This window comes from Herminiimonas contaminans, from assembly GCF_015645465.1.
GTDB classification, from domain to species: Bacteria; Pseudomonadota; Gammaproteobacteria; order Burkholderiales; family Burkholderiaceae_D; genus Oxalicibacterium; species Oxalicibacterium contaminans.
In genome coordinates this window covers 257,009-277,696 of the sequence record NZ_JADOEL010000004.1, presented here as the reverse complement: position 1 = coordinate 277,696, position 20,688 = coordinate 257,009, and the positions used below count along the sequence as shown (strand labels likewise).

Here is a 20,688-nt window from a genome sequence, read left to right as displayed (position 1 = left end):
GACGAGCTGATTTGCGCATTCAACTCCGGCTTACGCCCGCGCAAGTTTATTGATTTTCTTTCCGATTACTTTATTACCACCATGTCTAAGAGCTTGAATCGAAAGCCTTTAATTATAACATAAGAGGGAACACTTCCCCTCCCCGGGAGAGCAAAATTAGCCTCTTTGCATCATTTCCGCCTGCGCCTGACGTCGCAATTGCTCTTGTTGCATGGTCAATTCGCGGAAGCGCGCCTGCGCTGCTTCTCCGGCCAGTCCGCCTGCTACCAATTGCTGCAATTCATCGCGCAAGGCCTGCATTTTGATCTGCCTGATCGCACCTGCCAGCTCCAACCGGGCCAGCGCCACATCGGACTCCGGTTCAGCGGCAATTTCTGCAATCAGCGGCTCCAGATCCGAACCGCTGGAACGCAGCATTTCCGCCAGGATCGCAAAGTTCGCCTGCGCACCCATGTCGCGCGCCATGGTGACCAGTTGCATCAGCATTTCTTCACCGTCAGGTGCCAGACGCACCGCGGCATCGATAGCCGCCTGATCCATTTCACCAGCCAGCATCGGGTGCGCAACCAGCAAACGTATGATCTGACGCTCCAGCCCTTGCGGCGCAGCGCGCTTGGTACGCGGCGGCGGCGCCCGCACATGGGAAATTGGCTGCGACAGCTCAAATAACGCTTCGATTTCAGCTGGCGTACTTTCCGTGATCTGCGCCAGGCTGCGTACTATCTGCAAACGCAATGACGACGGCGGCAATGCCTGCAACAAGGGCTTCGCATCGAACTGCGCACGGGCGCGGCCTTCCGGCGTACCAAGGTCGTTGTCACCGACTGCTTCTTTCAGCAAGAACTGCGACAAAGGCATCGCATCCTGCACCTGTTTTTCAAATGCTTCTGTACCGAGTTCACGGATGTAACTATCCGGATCATGCTCACTCGGCAGGAACAGGAATTTGATGACTTTGTTGTCACCCGCATGCGGCAGGCTGGCTTCCAGCGCACGACGTGCAGCACGACGCCCTGCCTTGTCACCATCAAAACTAAAAATGACCTGGTCGGTCTGGCGCAATAGCTTTTGCACATGGATAGGCGTACATGCCGTACCCAAAGTCGCTACGGCCTGCGGGAAACCCATCTGCGCCAGCGCAACCACGTCCATATAACCTTCGGTCACCAGCACATATCCAGCTTCGCGGATAGCCTGGCGTGCCTCGAACAAACCATAGAGTTCGCTACCCTTTTGAAATAAGGGCGTCTCGGGCGAATTCAAGTATTTAGGCTCGCCACCGTCCAATACGCGACCACCAAAACCGATGACCTGCCCCTTGGTATTGCGGATCGGGAACATGATGCGATCACGGAAACGGTCATAGCGTTTGTGATGCGAGCCGTCTTCCTCCACCCGGTCGATGACGAGGCCGGATTCGACCAGCGCCTCGACTTCATAATCAGGAAAGACCGAACGCAAACCATCCCAGCCCTCCGGCGCATAGCCCATGCCGTAACGAGCCGCGATTTCACCAGTCAGGCCACGCCCTTTGAGGTAGTTTTTTGCCCCTTCGGCATGACGCAATTGCTGGCGATAGTAGTCACAGGCACGTGACATCGCTTCCGACAAGGCCAGGCTTTTCGCCTGATGCTCGGCACGCTGCGCCGGTGGCAAACGATCCTCTGCTTCCGGCACGATCATGCCGACGTTTTGCGCCAGATCCTTGACCGCTTCGACAAAGCCCATGCCCGAATATTCGATCAGGAAGCCGATCGCCGTACCATGCGCACCGCAACCAAAGCAGTGATAAAACTGCTTGGTCGGACTGACGGTAAAACTGGGGGATTTTTCGTTGTGGAACGGGCATAAGCCCATGAAGTTCGCGCCGCCTTTTTTCAGCTGCACGTAACGACCCACCACGTCGACGATGTCGACGCGGTTGAGGAGATCCTGGATAAACGACTGTGGTATCACGCCGGCAGCAGTATGCTGAAGACGATCAGGCTTTGGTCAGAGCAGCTTTTACCAAGCCGGACACTGCTGTCATGTCGGCACGGCCAGCGAGTTTCGCTTTGAGGATAGCCATGACTTTGCCCATGTCTTGCGGACCAGCAGCGCCGGACGCAGCGACCGCAGCGGCAACTTCGCCCTGCACTTCAGCATCCGACAATGCGCTAGGCATGTAAGTAGTCAGCACAGTCAGCTCGGCTTGTTCGATATCAACCAGATCCTGACGACCGCCAGCCTGGAATTGCGAAATCGAATCCTTGCGTTGCTTGATCATTTTTTCAATGATGGCTTGCACTTGCGCGTCATCGAGCTCGATACGCTCATCGACTTCTTTTTGCTTGATAGCAGCGGTAATCAGGCGAATCGTGCCCAGCTTGCCCGCCTCTTTGGCGCGCATCGCCGCTTTCATATCTTCTGTGATCTGTTCTTTCAGGCTCATACGCACTCCGATATCTGATTAATCAAGCGATCATTAAAAACGCCAAAACCCGCTGCGGACCAACACCGGAGCGGGTTTGCGACTAATTCTGAGTACCGCACGCTCACAAGGGCGCGCAGCCATTGGAATTAGTACAGTTTCTTAGGCAATTGCTGGCTGCGGATACGCTTGTAGTGGCGTTTCACAGCTGCAGCGAGCTTGCGCTTGCGTTCAGCAGTTGGCTTCTCGTAAAACTCGCGCGCGCGCAAATCGGTCAGCAAACCAGTTTTTTCAATGGTGCGCTTGAAGCGACGCATAGCGACTTCGAACGGCTCGTTTTCTTTAAGGCGGATAGTGGTCATGTAAATGTAAACCAATGTTGGGTAGTGAGTCGAAGATTATAGCAGCCTTGTTCCACAAAGGGAAGGCTCTTTATTCAAGCCCAAGCAGATACGGGGCCAAAACGCCACACATGCAGCGCCAGGCCCCGTGCAGACTGGGCTTAGTGGCCGTACAGCTTGAGGCTGAGCTCGGCATCCCAGTAGGCGGCTTCCAGCTTGTGCCCTTCCGGATCCCGCACAAAGCAGCCGTAATACGGATCGCCGTACAGCGGACGTGGGCCCGGCGCACCGTCGTCAGTGGCGCCAGCCGCCAGCGCCGCATCATAAAACGCATGCACCTGCTCCTTGCTGGTGGCGATAAAGCCCATATGGAAGCCATTGCCGATTTCCGCCGGTTTGCCGTTATGCGGCGTCTGCACCCAGAATTCGGGATACTGACGACCGTAAGCGACCGCACCCGGGTGCTCCATGATGACCTTGATATCCAGCGCCGCCAGCACGACGTCATAGAAAGCCTTAGCCTTCTCGTATTGGTTGGTACCTATCGAAACATGGGAAATGATGCTGGGATTCTCGTTGCTCATGGGGTCGCTCCGTTATTTATGAGTATGTAAACAGCCGATAGCATAGCTTGCACTACTGACACTAGATGTCAGTAGTCTTTACCCAGTTTAAACAGCTTGCCCCGCTGCAACACCTGATGCCCAGGCCCACTGGAAGTTGTAGCCGCCCAGCCAGCCGGTCACGTCAACCGATTCGCCTATGAAGTGCAAACCCGGCACCTTGTTCACCATCATGCTTTGCTGCGACAGTTCACGTGTATCGACGCCACCCAGTGTCACTTCAGCCTTGCGGTAGCCTTCCGAGCCATTCGGGATGATGCTCCACTGGTTAAGCGACGCCCCCAGGCTGCGCAATTGCTTGTCCTGCATGTCCGCCACACGTGCATCCGCCTTGAAGCCGTTGACCTTGAGCCATTCATCCGCCAGACGCGATGGTAGCCACTGCGCCAATTGATTGCCGAGGTTTTTCTTGCTGCTGGACTTGCCTGCTATCAATGCTTCGGCAATATCAGTCTCCGGCACCAGGTTGATAGTCAGTGGCGTACCGGGTTGCCAGAAGCTGGAAATCTGCAGGATGGCCGGGCCGGACAGGCCACGATGCGTGAAGAGCAAGTCTTCCTTGAAGTAACCGCGCGTTTTCTTCGCACCGGTTTCGACTTCTACCGGCAAGGCTATGCCGGACAAGGGCACAAAAGGTTGCCAGGCGTTAGCATCGAAGGTCAGCGGCACCAGGCCGGGACGCGGCTCGACCATTTTCAGGTCGAATTGTTGAGCGATGCGATAGGCGAAATCAGTCGCGCCTATTTTCGGGATAGACAAACCGCCGGTCGCGATGACCAGGCTATTGGCGAGGATCTCGCCGGTATTCGTTTCTATCCTGAACTGCTCACCGCTTTTACTGATAGCACCCACTGTGCACGGCATACGCCATGACACATTGCCGAGTGCACATTCGGCTTTCAGCATGCTGATGATGTCTTCTGCCGAGTTATCGCAGAACAGCTGGCCTTTATGCTTCTCGTGGTAGGCAATGCGATAGCGCTTCATCAGCGCGAGGAAGTCTTGCGGCGTGTAGCGCGACAAGGCGCTTTTGCAAAAATGCGGATTTTGCGAAAGGAAGTTTTGCGGCGTCGCGTCTATATTGGTGAAGTTACAGCGGCCGCCGCCGGAGATACGGATTTTTTCTGCGAGTTTGGCTGCGTGATCGATCAGCACTACGCTTTTGCCGCGCTGGCCGGCAACTGATGCGCACATCATGCCCGCTGCGCCTGCGCCGATTACGGCAACATCAAACTGTTTAGTCATGGCTTACTACAAATGGAAATAAGCCGTGATTGTAAGCGCAGCCGGCTTCAGCCAGCCGCTTGTTTTGCATACTATGCTGTCAGTTGTGCAAGAACTGCGTCACGCAAGGTCTGCGTGGATGCTGATGTCGTCTCCTGCACGGCGCAACGCACGACGTCGCCAATCACGATAATCGCGGGGCTGCCTATGCCCGATTCAGCCAGTGCCTGCGGCAAGGCCGACAAGGTCGTGATCAATTGCGCCTGCGCCATGCCGGTTGCTGACTGAATGACGGCTACCGGTGTCGCGCCCGACTTGCCGCCAGCCAGCAGCGCCGCCTGGATTTCAGCACAGCGCGCGATACCCATATAAATCACCAGCGTCAGGTTCAGCTTGGCCAGTGTCGTCCAGTCAGGATTCGATTCGGCATTCTTGCCGTGACCGGTAATGAAAATCGCGCCCTGACTCCAGTCGCGATGCGTGAGGGGCACGCCTATCGAAGCAGGTGCAGCGAGTCCGCTGCTGATGCCATTGACGACTTCAACTTCTATACCGGCTGCCTGCAGGTGATCGCGCTCTTCGCCACCGCGCCCAAAGATAAACGGATCGCCGCCTTTCAGGCGCACCACGCACTGCCCTGCTTGCGCTTCGGACAACATCAGGCGTTCTATGAATTCTTGTGGGGTTTGCTGGCAGCCGCCGCGTTTACCGACGTTGACGACGCGCGCGGTAGACGGTGCATATTGCAATACTTCCGGATTGACCAGATCGTCGATCAGGATCACGTCTGCACGGGCGATTGCTTTGACAGCCTTGAGGGTCAGCAAGTCCGGATCGCCGGGACCTGCACCGACCAGATAGACCTTAGCTGCTTGCTGTTTTTGCTGCTCCATCTTGTACACCTTGTTTGCTTTTTAGGTTCTTAGCTACAAGCAAACACTGTTCCACCTGCTCCGAAATGGACACCGGTATCGGCTGCTCACCGCGCAGCGCGGCTTCTATCCATCTGGCCGTCGTAACGGCATCGCGCTCGGCTGGTAAAGGTGGCATATCGTCTACCGGCTCCTGCCTTTGCACCAGGACAGTGCATACACCGTCGTGCATCCAGCTAATTTGTTGTGCACGCTTGGCATTGGCGACCGTTTCCCCCTCCGTACCGCGCATCAGGAAGGCCTCACCGCGCTCGGATGGTGCAGCCGTGGTGAAGTAGCTTGTCAGCATGGTCAGGTATTCAGGATGCGTGTACGAAGTCAGGCGCAAGGCCGGACCGGCAAACGGCTGCATGATTTTGACCAGGGTATGGGTCGAGTTACGCACGCCGAGGATGCGTCGCATCGCCAGCAAACGCTCAAGGCGCGGCGCCAGGTCGGCGATCGGCATCAGTACCGGCGCGCGCAGCGCAAATTGCTCTGCCGCTTGCGCTGCGGTATGCGATAGCGGGTAACCCATCTCATGCAGGATTTCTGCAGTGGTCACGCGTCCGGGATCGGTGGTTACGCCGTGGATGAATACCGGCGCACCGGCACGTGCCAGCAGCAAAGCCATCAAGGGCAACAGATTAGGCATCTGGCGCGCGCCGTTATAGCTCGGAATGACGATAGGTGCGTATTCGCCTGCAGGTGCAGACAAAGGTTCGAACGACGCTTCCGCCGCATCGATGAAACCGGCGATCTCATCCACCGATTCGCCCTTGATGCGCATCGCCAACATGATGCCGCCCATCTCGAGGTCAGACACACGACCGTCCAGCATCGCGGCATATAGTTGATAAGCATCGTCGCGCGACAAACTGCGCGCACCTTTGACGCCACGGCCGATTTCCTTGATGAAACGAGCAGTGGCGAAAGGTTCAGTATGGGAAGGATTTTGCATGCTGCAGAGGGTACACCGAAGCCCGCTTCTCCGAAAGGGTGGAAGCGGGCCCGGCCATTTTAAAAATTACAAGGAATAGCTCACGCTGCCTTGGCTGGCATGATCTGGCTGGATATGATTTTTTTTAGTTCCGGCACGCATGACCCGCAGTTGGTACCGCACTTCAGGCCCTGCTGCAAAACAGCCAGCTTCGCATCCGCATCACCATGCATACCGACCAGGCTATCGTTGATTTCCGTTTCAGATACATTGAAACAGTTGCAAACAATACGGCCACGCGACTTGAAGTTTTGCGGCGGTTTGTTCGAAGGCATCAGCAACAAACGACCTAGTGCAGCAACCGACTGTTCGCTCTCCAGATATTCCTTGAGCCAGCCTTCAGCCGAGATATCGCCTGCCAGCGCCACCGCCTGCAATTTACCATCACCGACCAGGATGCGGCGTGAATTGCCGCGCTTGGTATCGTCATAACGCAGCACCTGGGTACCGGTGATGTTGAATTTGCTTTCGATCTCCGCTGTCAGTGCCGGGTCAGCAGCATAGTCATCTGCTGCACGGAACAGCACACCAACTTTATCGCGTCCGAACAAGGTGCACGAAGCATAGGCAAACTTGCGCATCGCAGGGCGTAACGCCGACTGCAAATCCAGCAACTTCGCTTCATCTACCCAGCCAAACACGATAAAGCGCCACGGAAATTCCGCTTTCAGGATCTTGACCGCAGCATGCTTGAGTTCAGGTTGCTTGGAGCTGCAATCGAAAGCCGGTGTCGTCAGTGCATTCACACCGTAGCTACCATCGCCGTCGCGACCGCGACCGGAGACATACTCTTCGCCCCAGTGCATGCCGATGAAGGCTTGCCCGGCGCGCATATCATCACCGACTGCCACTGGAAAGATTTGTGAACCGCGCTTGCTGGTGACATGCACCAGGTCACCGACATTGAGCAAGCGACGCTCCATATCGACTTTGGACAAGACAATAGACGGTTCCGATGCATGCGAAAACAATTGCGCCACCGTACCGGTGCGGCTCATGCCATGCCACTGATCGCGCAAACGACCTGTGGTCAGGTGGAAAGGATAACGCGCGTCAACCTGTTCCGCCAGCGGCTGGTACTGCGTATTCACAAACTTTGCACGGCCGTTGGCAGTCGGGAAGATGCCGTCTTCATACAGACGCTTCTTGCCGCTGCTCGCACCTTCCGGAAATGGCCATTGTTGTGGCCCCTGCTCTTCCAGCAGCTTGAAGCTCAAGCCGGTGATGTCGAGGTCACGACCACGTGTCGACTCGCGATGTTCATTCCAGATTTCTTCGGTGTTCGCAAACGGAAAGAGCGACGCTGTTTTACCGAGCACACCTTCCAGCTTGCGTGCAAATTCAATTGCGATTTCCCAGTCGTGTTTGCTTTCACCCAGCTTGGGCAGTACCGATTTGAAGCGCGTGATGCGGCGTTCAGAATTAGTGACCGTGCCCTCTTTCTCGCTCCAGGTCGAAGCTGGCAGCAATACGTCAGCGTAATCGCAGCTGGCCGTAGTCTTATAGGCTTCCTGCACGATCACCAATTCTGCGTTGCGCAAGGCTTCCCGTATCATCGCCTGCTCCGGCATGGATTGCGCCGGATTGGTACAGACGATCCAGATAATTTTAATCTCGCCGGTGCGCACCGCTTCGAACATTTCTACCGCGCTCTTACCTGGCGTCGCTGGCACATCAGGCACGCCCCACAGCTTGGCGATCTCGGCGCGATGTTCAGGATTCGCCAGATCACGATGCGCCGACAGCATGGTGGACAGGCCACCGACTTCACGACCACCCATCGCATTCGGTTGACCAGTCAGTGACAGCGGGCCAGCACCCGGCTTGCCGATTTGATGTGTGGCCAGGTGCAGGTTGATCAGTGCTGCATTCTTCGCAGTGCCGGACGACGATTGATTCAGGCCCTGGCAATACATGGACAAGGATGCTTGCGACTTGCCAAACATGCGCGCCGCCTGCATCAATTCTTCTTCCTTGATGCCGCAAATTTCCGCGACAAATTTCGGCGTGTAGTCACGCACCGTTTGCTTGAGCTCGGCAAAGCCTTCGGTGTGCTCAGCGATGTAATCGAGATCCACCAGGTCTTCCCACAGGCAGATGTACAGCATGCCGTTAAACAACGCCACATCAGTACCCGGCAAGATAGGCAGAAACAGGTCCGCTTCACGTGCGGTATCCGTCCGGCGCGGATCGGCAACAATGACCTTCAGTAAAGGATTGGCTTTGCGTGCATCTTCTATCCGGCGATAAATGATCGGATGCGCATACGCCGTGTTGGAGCCGACGATAAAGATGACTTGTGCATGATCGATATCTTCGTAGCATGGCGGTGGGGCATCCGCACCCAGGGTTTGCTTGTAACCGGCAACCGCGCTCGACATGCACAGGCGGGAATTGGTATCGACATTATTGGTACCGATCAAACCCTTGGCCAGTTTGTTAAAGACGTAGTAATCCTCGGTCAACAACTGCCCCGAAAGGTAAAAGCCTACGCTATCGGGACCGTGGTCACGTATGGTCGCAGCGAATTTATTGACGATGAAATCCATCGTGGTTGCCCACGATGTACGTTCACGTTCATCGCTGCGCGCCAGGCGCATTTCCGGATACAGCGCGCGCGATTGCTGTTGCAGGTTGGGGCGCGCCGTCAGATGCAGCGTGCTGCCCTTGGTGCACAGACGACCAAAGTTGGCCGGATGATCCGGGTCACCGCGTACTCCGATGACTTTCTCTCCATCGCTTTCTATCAAGACACCACAGCCCACCCCGCAATAACAGCAGGTGGCTTTGGTTTCTGTCGATAGCAAAGCGCTCGCAGAAGGTTCAAGCCGGGCAGTAGAAAGCAAGGATGCATTCATGCAGTAGCAGCCTCGCTGACAGGTGCATTCAATTCGACGACATCCAGATAGACCTCACCACTCTCGATCTTGACGGAGAAGGTTTGAGTGCAGCCTTCATCCGGTGCTGCGGCGCAACCGTCGTTCATGCCTATGCTCCAGTTATGCAACGGGCAGGCGACACGTTCGCCGAATACGATACCTTGCGACAAGGGGCCACCCTTGTGCGGACAACGGTCGAGTAAAGCAAAGACTTTGTCTTCGCTGTTACGGAAAATGGCGACATTCGGTTTATCCACGCGATTGACGACGCGGGAACCGAGTACAGGAATGTCGCTTACCTTGCAGATGACTTTCCATTGATTAGACATATGTGGCCTTGATAAAAATTGTGATGAGTTGTTATAAACAAATGTGCTGTGTACTTGCCGGATGTCCGCGCTTAGTGCACTGACATCCGCCTGATCAGATCGACAATGGTTCGAACTGACGCGTATCGACCATCGCTTTTTCCGGTTCATGCCATGGATCGGACTCACCTTCCAGCGAGAACAGCAGGCGCTGATACAGCGCTTTGCGGTTGGCTTCGTCTTCCAGTACTTTTTGCTTTGCATGATCCAGGCCTACACGTGCCAGGTAATGCACGGTTCGTTCCAGGTACCAGCCTTCTTCGCGATACAGTTGCAGGAAGGCGCCGGCGTACTCCAGTACTTCTTCATGCGTTTTAAGTTTGACGAAGAATTCAGCCACTTCGGTTTTGATGCCGCCGTTACCGCCGACATAGATTTCCCAGCCCGAATCAACACCGATCACGCCCACGTCCTTGATACCGGCTTCGGCACAATTACGCGGACAGCCCGAGACTGCCAGCTTGACCTTATGCGGTGCATACATGCGTGCCAGTTGATGTTCGAGTTGCTGCCCCATTTTGGTTGAATCCTGGGTACCGAAACGGCACCATTCGGAACCCACGCAGGTTTTTACGGTGCGCAAACCCTTGGCGTAACCGAGGCCGGATGGCATGCCGAGGTCTTGCCAGACCGCGCGCAAATCTTCTTTCTTCACACCCAGCAAATCGATACGTTGTCCGCCTGTGACCTTGACGGTAGGAATCTTGAATTTATCGACCACGTCAGCGATGCGGCGCAGCTCCGACGAGTTGGTTTCGCCGCCCCACATGCGCGGGATGACGGAGAAAGTGCCATCTTTTTGGATATTCGCGTGTGCACGTTCGTTGATGAAGCGTGATTGCGGATCATCCTTCGCTTCCCCCGGCCAGGTCGAGATCAGGTAGTAGTTAATGCCAGGACGGCAGCTGGAGCAGCCGTTCGGCGTACGCCAGTTCATATGCGCCATCACGCCGGCAACCGTTAACAACTTCTCGGCCTTGATCGCATCACGCACTTCCTGATGTGTATGGTCAGTACATCCGCACATCGGCTTGGCTTTGTTCGATGCCGAGTAATCACCACCGGCAGTAGCCATGATGATTTGCTCAACCAGACCGGTACAGGAACCGCAGGAGGCGGAAGCCTTGGTGTGTTTGCGCACGTCTTCGATCGTAAACAAACCTTTTTCCTTGATCGCTTTGACGATGGTGCCTTTGCACACGCCGTTACAGCCGCATACTTCAGCGGTATCCGGCATCGCTGCCGCCTTGCTGAAACCTTCGTGACCAACGTCGCCGGGACGACCAGTGTTGGCTTCGCCAAACATCAGGGTGTCGCGGATCTCGCTGATGTCTTTACCTTCGCGCAGCAGGTTGAAGTACCAGCTGCCGTCGACCGTATCGCCATACAGGCAGGCACCGATCAGCTTGTCGTCTTTCAACACCAGCTTTTTATAGACACCGCCGATAGGATCGGACAGCAGGATTTCTTCCGTCCCTTCACCACCAAGGAATTCACCAGCCGAGAACAAATCAATGCCAGTTACTTTCAGCTTGGTCGAAGTGACCGAACCCTGGTAACGACCGATACCGAAGTTCGCCAGGTGATTCGCGCACACCTTGGCCATTTCAAACAAAGGCGCAACCAGGCCATACGCCGTACCACGATGGTTCACGCATTCACCGACTGCGTACACGCGCGGGTCATAGGTTTGCATGGTGTCGTTGACGACGATGCCGCGATTGCAATGCAGGCCGGCGGATTCAGCCAGCGCAGTGTTCGGACGGATACCGACCGCCATCACAAGCAGTTGTGTCGGGATTTCGGTGCCGTCGGTGAAACGCAAGGCTTGCACGCGACCGTTCGCGTCGCTGATGATTTCTTGCGAATTCTTACCCAGCAAGAAATTCAAGCCTCGGTCTTCCAGAGATTTTTGCAGCATCTTGCCTGCCGCTTCGTCGAGCTGACGTTCCATCAAGGTGGTCGGCAAATGCACGACAGTTACTTCCATACCGCGCAGCTTCAGGCCGTTCGCTGCTTCCAGTCCCAGCAAGCCGCCACCGATAACGACCGCCTGCTTGTGTACCTTGGCCGCTTCTATCATCGCGTTGGTATCTTGTATGTCGCGATAGGAGATCACGCCTTCCAGATCCTTGCCTGGTATCGGCAGCATGAAAGGATTCGAGCCGGTTGCCATCAGCAAGCGGTCATACGGTGCGACGGTACCGTCGTCGGCTATCACCACACGTTTGACGCGGTCGATCTCGACGATCTTTTTCCCCAGGTGCAGGGTGATGTCATTCTCCGCATACCAGTCGACATCGTTGAGCATGATGTCCTTGATGGTTTGCTCACCCGCCAGTACGGGCGACAGCAGAATACGGTTGTAGTTGGCGTACGCTTCCGCGCCAAATACCGTGATGTCATATAAGTCAGGAGCGATCTTGCGCAGTTCTTCCAAAGTACGCACGCCTGCCATACCGTTACCAACCATGACCAATTTCATTTTTTTCATCGCTGCATCCCACAGATTTGTTGTTCGCAAATTTAAATAAGCAAAACAAATGCCAGTTTTACTTTTAGTGCACTTTCGGTAAGGGACTACTGTTTCCGCACCATTTAAAGTTGCATTTCGCACTCAACAAGTGCGGCAGCCGGTTTATTTGGTGCAGCCGCCCATATTCGTCAACACGTGAAAAGTGCGCGCCCATTCGTGGATCACGCCCGCACTAAAGTGGCATGGCCTTTGCATATTTAGACGCAACCCTGTCTAACTCTGCGAGCTCTCATGCAAAAAACGTCATTCTGGAAAGCTGGTCACACACCGACCCTGCTTGCTTCCTTCTTTTACTTCGACCTGAGTTTTATGGTCTGGGTCATTCTCGGGCCGCTGGCCGTTCAAATCTCCGGCGACCTCGGACTGACTGCGGCGCAAAAAGGTTTAATGGTGGCAACGCCGCTATTGGCTGGCGCCTTGCTGCGTATCGTGATGGGTGTATTAGTCGATCACCTGAAACCCAAGAAGGCGGGCATCATCGGCCAGGTCATCGTCATGAGCGGTTTGTTGTGGGCGTGGCTGGGTGACCTCAGCAGCTATCACACCATGCTGACCTTCGGTGTCATCCTCGGTTTCGCCGGTGCTGCTTTTGCCGTTGCCCTGCCACTGGCTTCGCGCTGGTATCCGCCGGAACATCAAGGCACGGCGCTCGGGATTGCCGGTGCCGGTAATTCAGGTACCGCTTTCGCCGCGCTGTTTGCGCCGACGCTGGCTATCCTGTTCGGCTGGCAAAACGTATTCGGGCTGTGCCTGATTCCACTCAGCATCGCATTCTTGGTCTATCTGGTCTTTACCAAAGATGCTCCGTCCGCCCCGCCACCTAAATCACTGGTCGAATACCTGCACGTGCTCAAGGACAAGGATGCCTGGTGGTTTATGTTCTTCTATAGCGTGACCTTCGGTGGTTTCTCCGGCCTGGCTTCGTCGCTGACGATTTACTTCAATGGTCAATATGGTTTATCGCCGGTGACCGCAGGCTATTTCACCGCCGCCTGCGTGTTTGCCGGTTCCGCCGTGCGTCCTTTGGGTGGCCGCCTGGCTGACCGCATCGGCGGCATCAAGACTTTGTCGATGATGTATATGCTGGCAGCCAGCTTCATGCTGATCGCCAGCTTCGGCCTGTCGTCGGCGATGGCAGCGGTCGCGATCTTTGTATTGGCGATGCTGGCACTCGGCGTCGGCAATGGCGCAGTATTCCAGTTGGTACCACAGCGCTTCCGCAAGGAAATCGGCGTCATGACCGGACTGGTCGGCATGGCCGGTGGTATCGGCGGCTTCTATCTGGCCTCCAGCCTCGGTTACTCCAAACAATTGACGGGCAGCTACCAGGGTGGTCTGATCGTCTTCGCCGCACTGGCCATTGTTGCCTTGCTCGGTTTGTCGGCAGTGAAAAATCGCTGGCGCACAACCTGGGGCAGCGCTGCCATGACCAATGCAAAAATCTGAAGCAGCCATGCCCATCATGCTTTTACACTCGCTGCCATGCCGCTGACACTCACCGCCGCTTACTCGACCCGCGCCGGTCTGCGTCCGCACAATGAGGATTTTGTCGGCATGGTCATGCCGGACGAACCCGAATTGTCGAGCAAGGGCATGATCGCGGCGATCGCTGATGGTGTATCGGGCAATGAAGGCGGACGCGAAGCATCGGAGTACACCATACGTGGCTTGCTCAGTGACTACTATGCGACGTCCGATACCTGGCCGGTGACGCAATCACTGGATCGCGTCCTCAAGGCCATCAATAGCTGGGTACAGCACCAGGGTTCGATACGTGCCGAGCTGGCAGGGATGGCAACCACGCTGACCACGCTGGTGTTGCGTGGCAATTTTTATTACTTCGCACACGTCGGTGATACACGTCTGTATCTGTTACGTGATGGTGTGCTGACTCGCCTGACTGCCGATCACGTGTGGGATCGCCCGGAAATGCAGCACGTGCTGACACGTGCAATCGGACTGGACTCGCAACTGGCGATTGATCATGGCATGGGTGAGTTGCATGAAGGCGATGCCTTCCTGCTGGCCACCGATGGTGTGTGGGCTTCGGTATCGGAATACGATCTGAAAGAGCAGTTGTTGCAGCTGGTCGGCAAGCAACAGGAAACAGAAGCCATCACACATACGCTGATCGACAAGGCGCTGGCAGCCGGTGCGCAAGATAATGTCAGCGCGCTGGTGGTACGGGTCGATGCGTTGCCGGAAACGAATCTGCGCGATGCGCTATCCGGCTCGCAGCATTTCCCGGTACCTCCCAAGCTCAAGGTCGGGCAGCAAATAGACGGCTATACGGTCGAGGAACAGATACACGCATCCAACACCACCCTGCTCTACCGCGTCTCCGAACCGCGCGCGGCGAATCAGACGCCGCGCTATCTAGTGCTGAAGACCTTGCATCCTGATCGCGCGCAGGATGTGCATGAACGTTCGGCATTTGCACATGAAGAATGGCTGACCAAACGCGTCGTCGCACGCTTCTTCCCGCAAATCATTACGCCGGAAAACAAGACCTACCTGTATTACCTCACCACCTGGCATGACGGTAATACGCTGCAACAGCATCTGGATGCCGGTGAACATTTCACGATACCGGATGTCATTGCGCACGGCACCAAGCTGGTCCGTGCGATAGGTGCGCTGCACAGGCGCAGCATCATTCATCGCGATATCAAGCCAGGCAATATCCATCTGGGCAAGGATGGCGAGTTGCGCATACTCGATCTGGGCGTCGCGCAATCCGGGCTGGAAGCAGAAGATGAAGTGCGCGCACCGCGTGCCGGTACGCCGTCCTTCCTCGCACCTGAGCAGTTCAATAATGCGCCAGCCTCACAACAAACCGATTTGTACTCAACTGGTGTGACGCTGTATTTATTGCTGACACGGCATTTCCCATACGGAGAAATCGAACCGTTCCAGACACCGCGCTTTGGCGAAGCCATACCACCCAGCCGTTACCGGCCAGATTTACCGCTATGGCTGGAGAATGTTTTACTGAAAGCAGTCGCACGCGATCCGGCAGATCGTTTCGAAACTGCAGAAGAATTTCTGCTGGCACTGGAACGTGGCGCGAGTCGGCCGCTGCCTGCGATTACCCCCAAGCCGCTGGCAGAACGTGATCCTGCTTCCCTGTGGCGTGCAGTGGCGGCCATCTCCATCGTGTTGAATCTCTTGTTGCTGTACTTGCTGGTGATACGTTAACGCAGAGCTACAAAACTGACTTTGCGGATCCATGGTTCCGCAAAGCCAGTCCGATCAAGCCGCTTCCTTGGACGGATGCGACTGACGGTGATACAGGAACTCCAGCACCGCTGTCCGGTATTGCGAGTACAAAGGATCCTGCGCCAACGCCACCCGCTCTCGTGGACGCGCCAGTTTCACTTCCAGGATTTCGCCTATGGTGGCGGACGGACCATTGGTCAGCATGACGATCTTGTCGGACAAGAGTACGGCTTCATCGACATCATGCGTCACCATCACCACGGTGGACCCGGTTGCTGCGACTATCTTCAGCAACTCATCCTGCAAGTGTGCACGCGTCAATGCATCCAGCGCACCGAATGGTTCATCCATCAACAATACCTTGGGCTCCATCGACAAGGCACGCGCGATGCCGACACGTTGCTTCATGCCACCGGAGATTTCATTCGGCCGTTTTTGCTCTGCATGTGTCAGGCCAACCAGCGCCAGCGCAACCTTGGTACGTTCACGCAATTTGCTTTTTGCTTCGGTGCTGCCGAATACGCGCTCTACTGCCAGGTACACATTCTCATAGCAGGTCAGCCACGGTAGCAGCGAATGATTCTGAAACACCACTGCGCGCTCCGGCGACGGCCCGGCTATTTCGCGATTGGCACACAGCAGCATGCCGTTGGTCGCATGCGTCAGGCCTGCGATTAGATTGAGCAGTGTTGACTTGCCACAACCGGAGTGCCCGATCAGGGTGATGAACTCACCTTTCGCTACCGTCAGATTGATATCGCTCAGCGCATTGAACACACCCTTCTTGGTATGAAAGGACATTTCCGCATGCTGTATATCGATGAACTTGCTATGTATGTTATCCATGATGGTGCTTTCCTATACGTTGAGATCGCTTGCAGCCAGCGTCAATTTTTCACATCTTCGTAGCTAAAGAATTTGGCAATAGCAACCAGCACCTGTTCCAGCACCAGGCCGACTATGCCTATGACCACAATGGCGATGATGATGTGTGCCACGTTCAGGTTGTTCCACTCATCCCATACCCAGAAACCGATACCGACGCCACCAGTCAGCATTTCGGCCGCGACGATGACCAGCCACGCGGTACCGATCGCCAGGCGTACGCCTGTCAACATATAAGGCAGTACCGATGGAAACAGAATCTTGGTGATGATCTTCCACTCGGACAGGTTCAACACCTTGGCTACGTTCATATAGTCTTGCGGCACGCGCTGTACACCGACTGCAGTGTTGATAATCATCGGCCAGATCGAGCAGATAAAGATGGACCAGATCGCAGCCGGATCCGCTGCCTTGAATACCAGCAGGCCGATAGGCAGCCATGCCAGCGGCGACACCGGTTTCAGCAAGCTGATGATGGGATTGAACATGCCCGACAGGAAAGAGAAACGGCCTATCATGAAGCCCAGTGGAATACCGACCAATGCAGCCAGACCGAAACCGACACCTACCCGTTTCAGCGATGCCAGGATATTCCAGCCTATGCCCTGATCATTCGGGCCATTGCTGTAGAACGGATCGGAGAACAGCTCTATCGCCGACTTCAGCGTCAGTGATGGAGATGGAATACCGCTGTTTTTCACGGCGATGATTTCCCATACCAGCACCAGGAAAATCAGGCCGAGTACAGGTGGCACCACGGCCAGGAAGAAAGGCCGCAAAGATAATTTGCCTCCCTTCACTTTGGGCTTGGTGGCAACGCTGGCCGATGCTGCCGTATTTTGCATGACTTGCTCCGCTTTTCCGTTATCGGCTGACGCACTGACAGGCGCGTTTTCTACTGCAGGCATAATTGCACTCATGATGTTTCCTTAGGCTTTGATCTTGAATGATTCCGCATAAGCTTTTGGATTCTTGCCATCCCACACCACGCCGTCGATCAGCTTGGACGAGCGCATAGGGCTCTTAGGCACAGGTACATTGGCCAGCGCTGCAGCTTCCTTGTACAGGTCGATGCGGTTGACCGATTTGGCGGTACCCAGGTAATCCGGTTCACCCTTGGCCAGACCCCAGCGTTTGTGCTGCGTCATGAACCACATGCCATCCGACAGGTAAGGGAAATTCGCCTGGCCGTCGTTGTAGAACTTCATGTAGTTAGGGTCATCCCAGGTTTTACCGAGGCCATTTTGGTAACGACCGAGGATGCGCTGGTTGATGACATCAACTGAAGTATTCACATAGGATTTGGCGGCGATAACTTCGGCCATTTTGTTTTTGTTCGATAACGAAGAATCGATCCAGCGACCGGCTTCCAGCACTGCTGCGGTCAGCGCGCGTGCTGTATTCGGATGCTTCGCGACCCACTCGGAAGTAGTGCCCAGTACTTTTTCCGGATGATCTTTCCAGATGTCTTGTGTCGTCGCAGCGGTAATGCCGATGCCGTCAACGATCGCACGGTGATTCCACGGTTCGCCAACGCAGTAGCCATCCATATTGCCGACGCGCATATTCGCCACCATTTGCGGTGGCGGTACGGTAATGACTTTGGCGTCTTTCATCGGATTGATGCCGTAGGTCGCCAGCCAGTAGTACAACCACATCGCATGAGTGCCGGTCGGGAAAGTTTGCGCGAAGGTGTATTCGCGCTTTTCCATTTGCATCAGCTTGGCCAGACCCGGACCGTCTATCGCACCGCTATCAGCCAGCTTCTTCGACAGGGTGATAGCCTGACCGTTATTGTTCAGGCCCATCAGCACCGCCATGTCTTTCTTCGCACCGCCTATGCCTTCATGCACGCCATACACCAGGCCATACAAGACATGCGCTGCATCCAGCTCGCCGTTGACCAGTTTGTCGCGCACACCGGCCCAGGAAGACTCTTTAGTCGGCACGATCTTGATGCCGTATTTTTTATCGAAGCCCATGACGGAAGCCATGACGACCGAAGCGCAATCGGTCAGCGGAATGAAACCGACTTTGACTTCTTCTTTTTCCGGCTTGTCCGAACCTGCAGCCCACACACCCTGGGTTGCCAGACCGCTGAAGGCTGATACTGAAATAGCTGTGCCTGCTTTCAAGACTGTGCGCCGTGTCATATTGAATTTCCTGTCGTTCATGGTCATGGTTTTCCTCTAGGTCTTCAGCAATAAAAAAAGGACGCCCGGTCAGCAAGAGCAGCGCTCTTGCGACACGGACGTCCTTGTCCCAAACCATACCGGCCATCATTGGTCAGCACAGTTTTTAATTCTTAACACCGTCGTTGGTGTTAGCTACAGTTCAGCAATATGCATGCCAGCGTTTATCGCCGGTTTAGCCAAACACACGACGCACTTAAACGAGATTTCCCGCTCTTTTTTCGTGCAACGGCATTTATTTAGTGCAATGACAGGTGCAAACATCAGCCCAGCAAATCGGCGACATCCAATATGCGCTGCGCCAGCTCAGACAGCTTCAGGTTCTTGTCCATCGCCATGCGACGCAGCTTGGAATACGCTTCATCTTCGGAAATACGATGGCGCTCCATCAGCAAACCCTTGGCGCGTTCTATGGTCTTGCGCTCGGCCAGCTTGAGTTTGGTATCAGATAGTTCAGTACGCAGCTTTTGCTCGGCATTGAAGCGCGCCAGCGCCACATCCAGCACCGGCTTGATGCGTTCGGACTGCAGGCCAGCCACCACATAAGCGGAAACCCCGGCTGCCATCGCCGCTTCCATGCTGGAGGTCGCATGATCTTCAGTAAACAATACGATGGGACGCCGCGCATCGCGGGTCGCCATCACCACGTGTTCCAGCACGTCGCGCGAGTCGGATTCGGCATCGATGATGATCATGTCGGGCTGCAATTGCGCGACCCGATCCGGCAAATGCATATCAGCCGGAAAAACCGCAATGATGTTGTAACCGGCCTCCAGCAAACCTATGCGCAAGGCACGGGAGCGCTCAGCCTGCATCCAGGCGTTTTCATCCTGCTCACCTTCTGGCGGCATGACGGTATTGACGACGATGATGCGCAAAGTACGCACGTCGGAACGCAAATCAGGGCGAAAATCGGGTGGTGTAGTTTCAATCATCACAACATTCCAAAAGCAAGTCCTGCGGTCGGTGAGCAGAATACGCTACAATCCACGCAAGAATCACACCACATGTTGCATCTGATTGGCAACTTTACTCCCCATGCTTGTTCTTGGTATCGAATCCTCCTGTGATGAAACGGGTCTGGCGTTGTATGACACACAACGCGGCTTGCTGGCGCACGCTCTTTATTCACAGGTGAAAATGCATGAGGAATACGGTGGTGTAGTGCCAGAACTGGCGTCCCGCGACCATATCCGTCGTGCGATTCCATTGCTGGAGCAAGTATTTAAAGATAGCGGCGTCCAGCATGATGCGGTCGATGCGATAGCCTACACCCAGGGCCCAGGCCTGGCGGGTGCCTTGCTGGTAGGCGCATCCGTTGCCTGCGGCCTCGGCCTGGCGCTGGATAAACCAGTCCTCGGCATTCATCACCTGGAAGGACATTTGCTGTCGCCTTTGCTGGCTAGCGAACCGCCTGAGTTTCCCTTCATCGCTTTGCTGGTATCCGGCGGCCATACGCAATTGATGCGGGTCGACGGCGTCGGCCAGTACACCATGCTGGGTGAAACGCTGGATGATGCGGCGGGTGAAGCCTTCGACAAATCTGCCAAGTTACTGGGTCTCGGCTATCCGGGCGGTCCGGCGATTTCACGCATGGCTGAGTTCGGTGATCCGACTGCTTACAAGCTGCCGCGCCCTATGCTGCACTCAAAGAATCTGGATTTCAGCTTTTCCGGTCTGAAGACCGCAGTGCTGACAGTCGTCAAGAATCAAACCACGAATATCTGCGAGCAGGACAAAGCCAATATCGCACGTGCCTTTGTTGATGCCATCGTTGAAGTACTGACCGCCAAATGCGTGACCGCACTGAAGCACACCGGCCTCAAGCGCTTGGTGATCGCCGGTGGCGTCGGTGCGAATCAACAATTGCGCGCATCGTTGAATGCGGCAGCTGCCAAGAAGCACTTCAAGGTGTTTTATCCGGAACTGGAATTTTGCACTGACAATGGTGCGATGATTGCATTCGCCGGAGCGATGCGTCTACAACTGAATCCTGATGCAGCCAAGCGCGATTACGCTTTCAATGTGAAGCCACGCTGGCCGCTGGATAGCATACGTGAGATCTGAAGCTAAGCCTTACAGGATAGCTTCCGTCTCGCC

At 55.4% G+C, this 20,688-nt stretch carries 17 protein-coding genes; 3 read left to right on the top strand and 14 right to left on the bottom strand.

Going from position 1 to position 20,688, the window contains the following annotated elements; genetic code table 11:
* Positions 1-156: 156 nt before the first annotated feature.
* From dnaG to nirB, 10 genes are all read right to left on the bottom strand, one after another.
* Positions 157-1,956: a DNA primase gene (dnaG, locus tag IXC47_RS07975; protein WP_195875203.1), complete on the bottom strand. Its 1,800-nt coding sequence runs from the start codon at positions 1,954-1,956 to the stop codon at positions 157-159.
* A 25-nt stretch (positions 1,957-1,981) separates the two neighbouring features.
* The gene (locus IXC47_RS07970; protein WP_195875202.1) at positions 1,982-2,431 is read right to left on the bottom strand and encodes a GatB/YqeY domain-containing protein; all 450 of its coding nucleotides are present in this window, start codon (positions 2,429-2,431) and stop codon (positions 1,982-1,984) included.
* Between the two features lie 128 nt (positions 2,432-2,559).
* A complete protein-coding gene (gene rpsU, locus IXC47_RS07965; RefSeq protein ID WP_011870001.1) occupies positions 2,560-2,772 on the bottom strand; it encodes a 30S ribosomal protein S21 in 213 nt (70 codons plus the stop codon).
* Positions 2,773-2,912: 140 nt separating this feature from the next.
* Positions 2,913-3,335 carry a VOC family protein gene (locus IXC47_RS07960; RefSeq protein ID WP_195875201.1) on the bottom strand — a complete coding sequence of 141 codons (423 nt, stop codon included), beginning with the start codon at positions 3,333-3,335 and terminating at the stop codon, positions 2,913-2,915.
* 87 nt (positions 3,336-3,422) lie between these two features.
* Positions 3,423-4,619: a BaiN/RdsA family NAD(P)/FAD-dependent oxidoreductase gene (locus tag IXC47_RS07955; RefSeq protein ID WP_195875200.1), complete on the bottom strand. Its 1,197-nt coding sequence runs from the start codon at positions 4,617-4,619 to the stop codon at positions 3,423-3,425.
* A 71-nt stretch (positions 4,620-4,690) separates the two neighbouring features.
* Complete coding sequence (gene cobA, locus IXC47_RS07950) at positions 4,691-5,491, bottom strand: uroporphyrinogen-III C-methyltransferase (protein WP_195875199.1); 801 nt, start codon at positions 5,489-5,491, stop codon at positions 4,691-4,693.
* On the bottom strand, positions 5,463-6,470 hold the full coding sequence (gene ybiB, locus IXC47_RS07945; protein WP_195875198.1) for a DNA-binding protein YbiB: 1,008 nt from the start codon (positions 6,468-6,470) through the stop codon (positions 5,463-5,465). Before ybiB ends, cobA begins: the two co-directional genes overlap by 29 nt.
* An 80-nt stretch (positions 6,471-6,550) precedes the next feature.
* Complete coding sequence (locus IXC47_RS07940) at positions 6,551-9,367, bottom strand: nitrate reductase (RefSeq protein ID WP_195875197.1); 2,817 nt, start codon at positions 9,365-9,367, stop codon at positions 6,551-6,553.
* A complete protein-coding gene (gene nirD / locus IXC47_RS07935) occupies positions 9,364-9,717 on the bottom strand; it encodes a nitrite reductase small subunit NirD (protein WP_195875196.1) in 354 nt (117 codons plus the stop codon). Before nirD ends, IXC47_RS07940 begins: the two co-directional genes overlap by 4 nt.
* A gap of 94 nt (positions 9,718-9,811) precedes the next feature.
* The gene (gene nirB, locus IXC47_RS07930) at positions 9,812-12,250 is read right to left on the bottom strand and encodes a nitrite reductase large subunit NirB (RefSeq protein WP_175627077.1); all 2,439 of its coding nucleotides are present in this window, start codon (positions 12,248-12,250) and stop codon (positions 9,812-9,814) included.
* A gap of 273 nt (positions 12,251-12,523) precedes the next feature.
* Between nirB and IXC47_RS07925 the strand changes: the two genes are divergently transcribed.
* Positions 12,524-13,738, top strand: a complete 1,215-nt coding sequence (locus IXC47_RS07925; protein ID WP_175627076.1) for a nitrate/nitrite transporter — start codon at positions 12,524-12,526, stop codon at positions 13,736-13,738.
* 36 nt (positions 13,739-13,774) lie between these two features.
* Positions 13,775-15,490, top strand: a complete 1,716-nt coding sequence (locus IXC47_RS07920; RefSeq protein ID WP_195875195.1) for a bifunctional protein-serine/threonine kinase/phosphatase — start codon at positions 13,775-13,777, stop codon at positions 15,488-15,490.
* A gap of 54 nt (positions 15,491-15,544) precedes the next feature.
* On the opposite strand, the gene IXC47_RS07915 is transcribed toward IXC47_RS07920, so the two are convergent.
* From IXC47_RS07915 to IXC47_RS07900, 4 genes are all read right to left on the bottom strand, one after another.
* Positions 15,545-16,357 carry an ABC transporter ATP-binding protein gene (locus IXC47_RS07915; RefSeq protein ID WP_195875194.1) on the bottom strand — a complete coding sequence of 271 codons (813 nt, stop codon included), beginning with the start codon at positions 16,355-16,357 and terminating at the stop codon, positions 15,545-15,547.
* Between the two features lie 41 nt (positions 16,358-16,398).
* The gene (gene ntrB / locus IXC47_RS07910) at positions 16,399-17,316 is read right to left on the bottom strand and encodes a nitrate ABC transporter permease (RefSeq protein WP_195875193.1); all 918 of its coding nucleotides are present in this window, start codon (positions 17,314-17,316) and stop codon (positions 16,399-16,401) included.
* 9 nt (positions 17,317-17,325) lie between these two features.
* The gene (locus IXC47_RS07905; RefSeq protein ID WP_254873264.1) at positions 17,326-18,549 is read right to left on the bottom strand and encodes a CmpA/NrtA family ABC transporter substrate-binding protein; all 1,224 of its coding nucleotides are present in this window, start codon (positions 18,547-18,549) and stop codon (positions 17,326-17,328) included.
* 302 nt (positions 18,550-18,851) lie between these two features.
* On the bottom strand, positions 18,852-19,523 hold the full coding sequence (locus IXC47_RS07900; protein WP_175627072.1) for an ANTAR domain-containing response regulator: 672 nt from the start codon (positions 19,521-19,523) through the stop codon (positions 18,852-18,854).
* A 103-nt stretch (positions 19,524-19,626) separates the two neighbouring features.
* On the opposite strand from IXC47_RS07900, the gene tsaD reads away from it, so the two are divergent.
* The gene (tsaD, locus tag IXC47_RS07895) at positions 19,627-20,655 is read left to right on the top strand and encodes a tRNA (adenosine(37)-N6)-threonylcarbamoyltransferase complex transferase subunit TsaD (RefSeq protein WP_175627071.1); all 1,029 of its coding nucleotides are present in this window, start codon (positions 19,627-19,629) and stop codon (positions 20,653-20,655) included.
* Positions 20,656-20,688 lie beyond the last annotated feature (33 nt).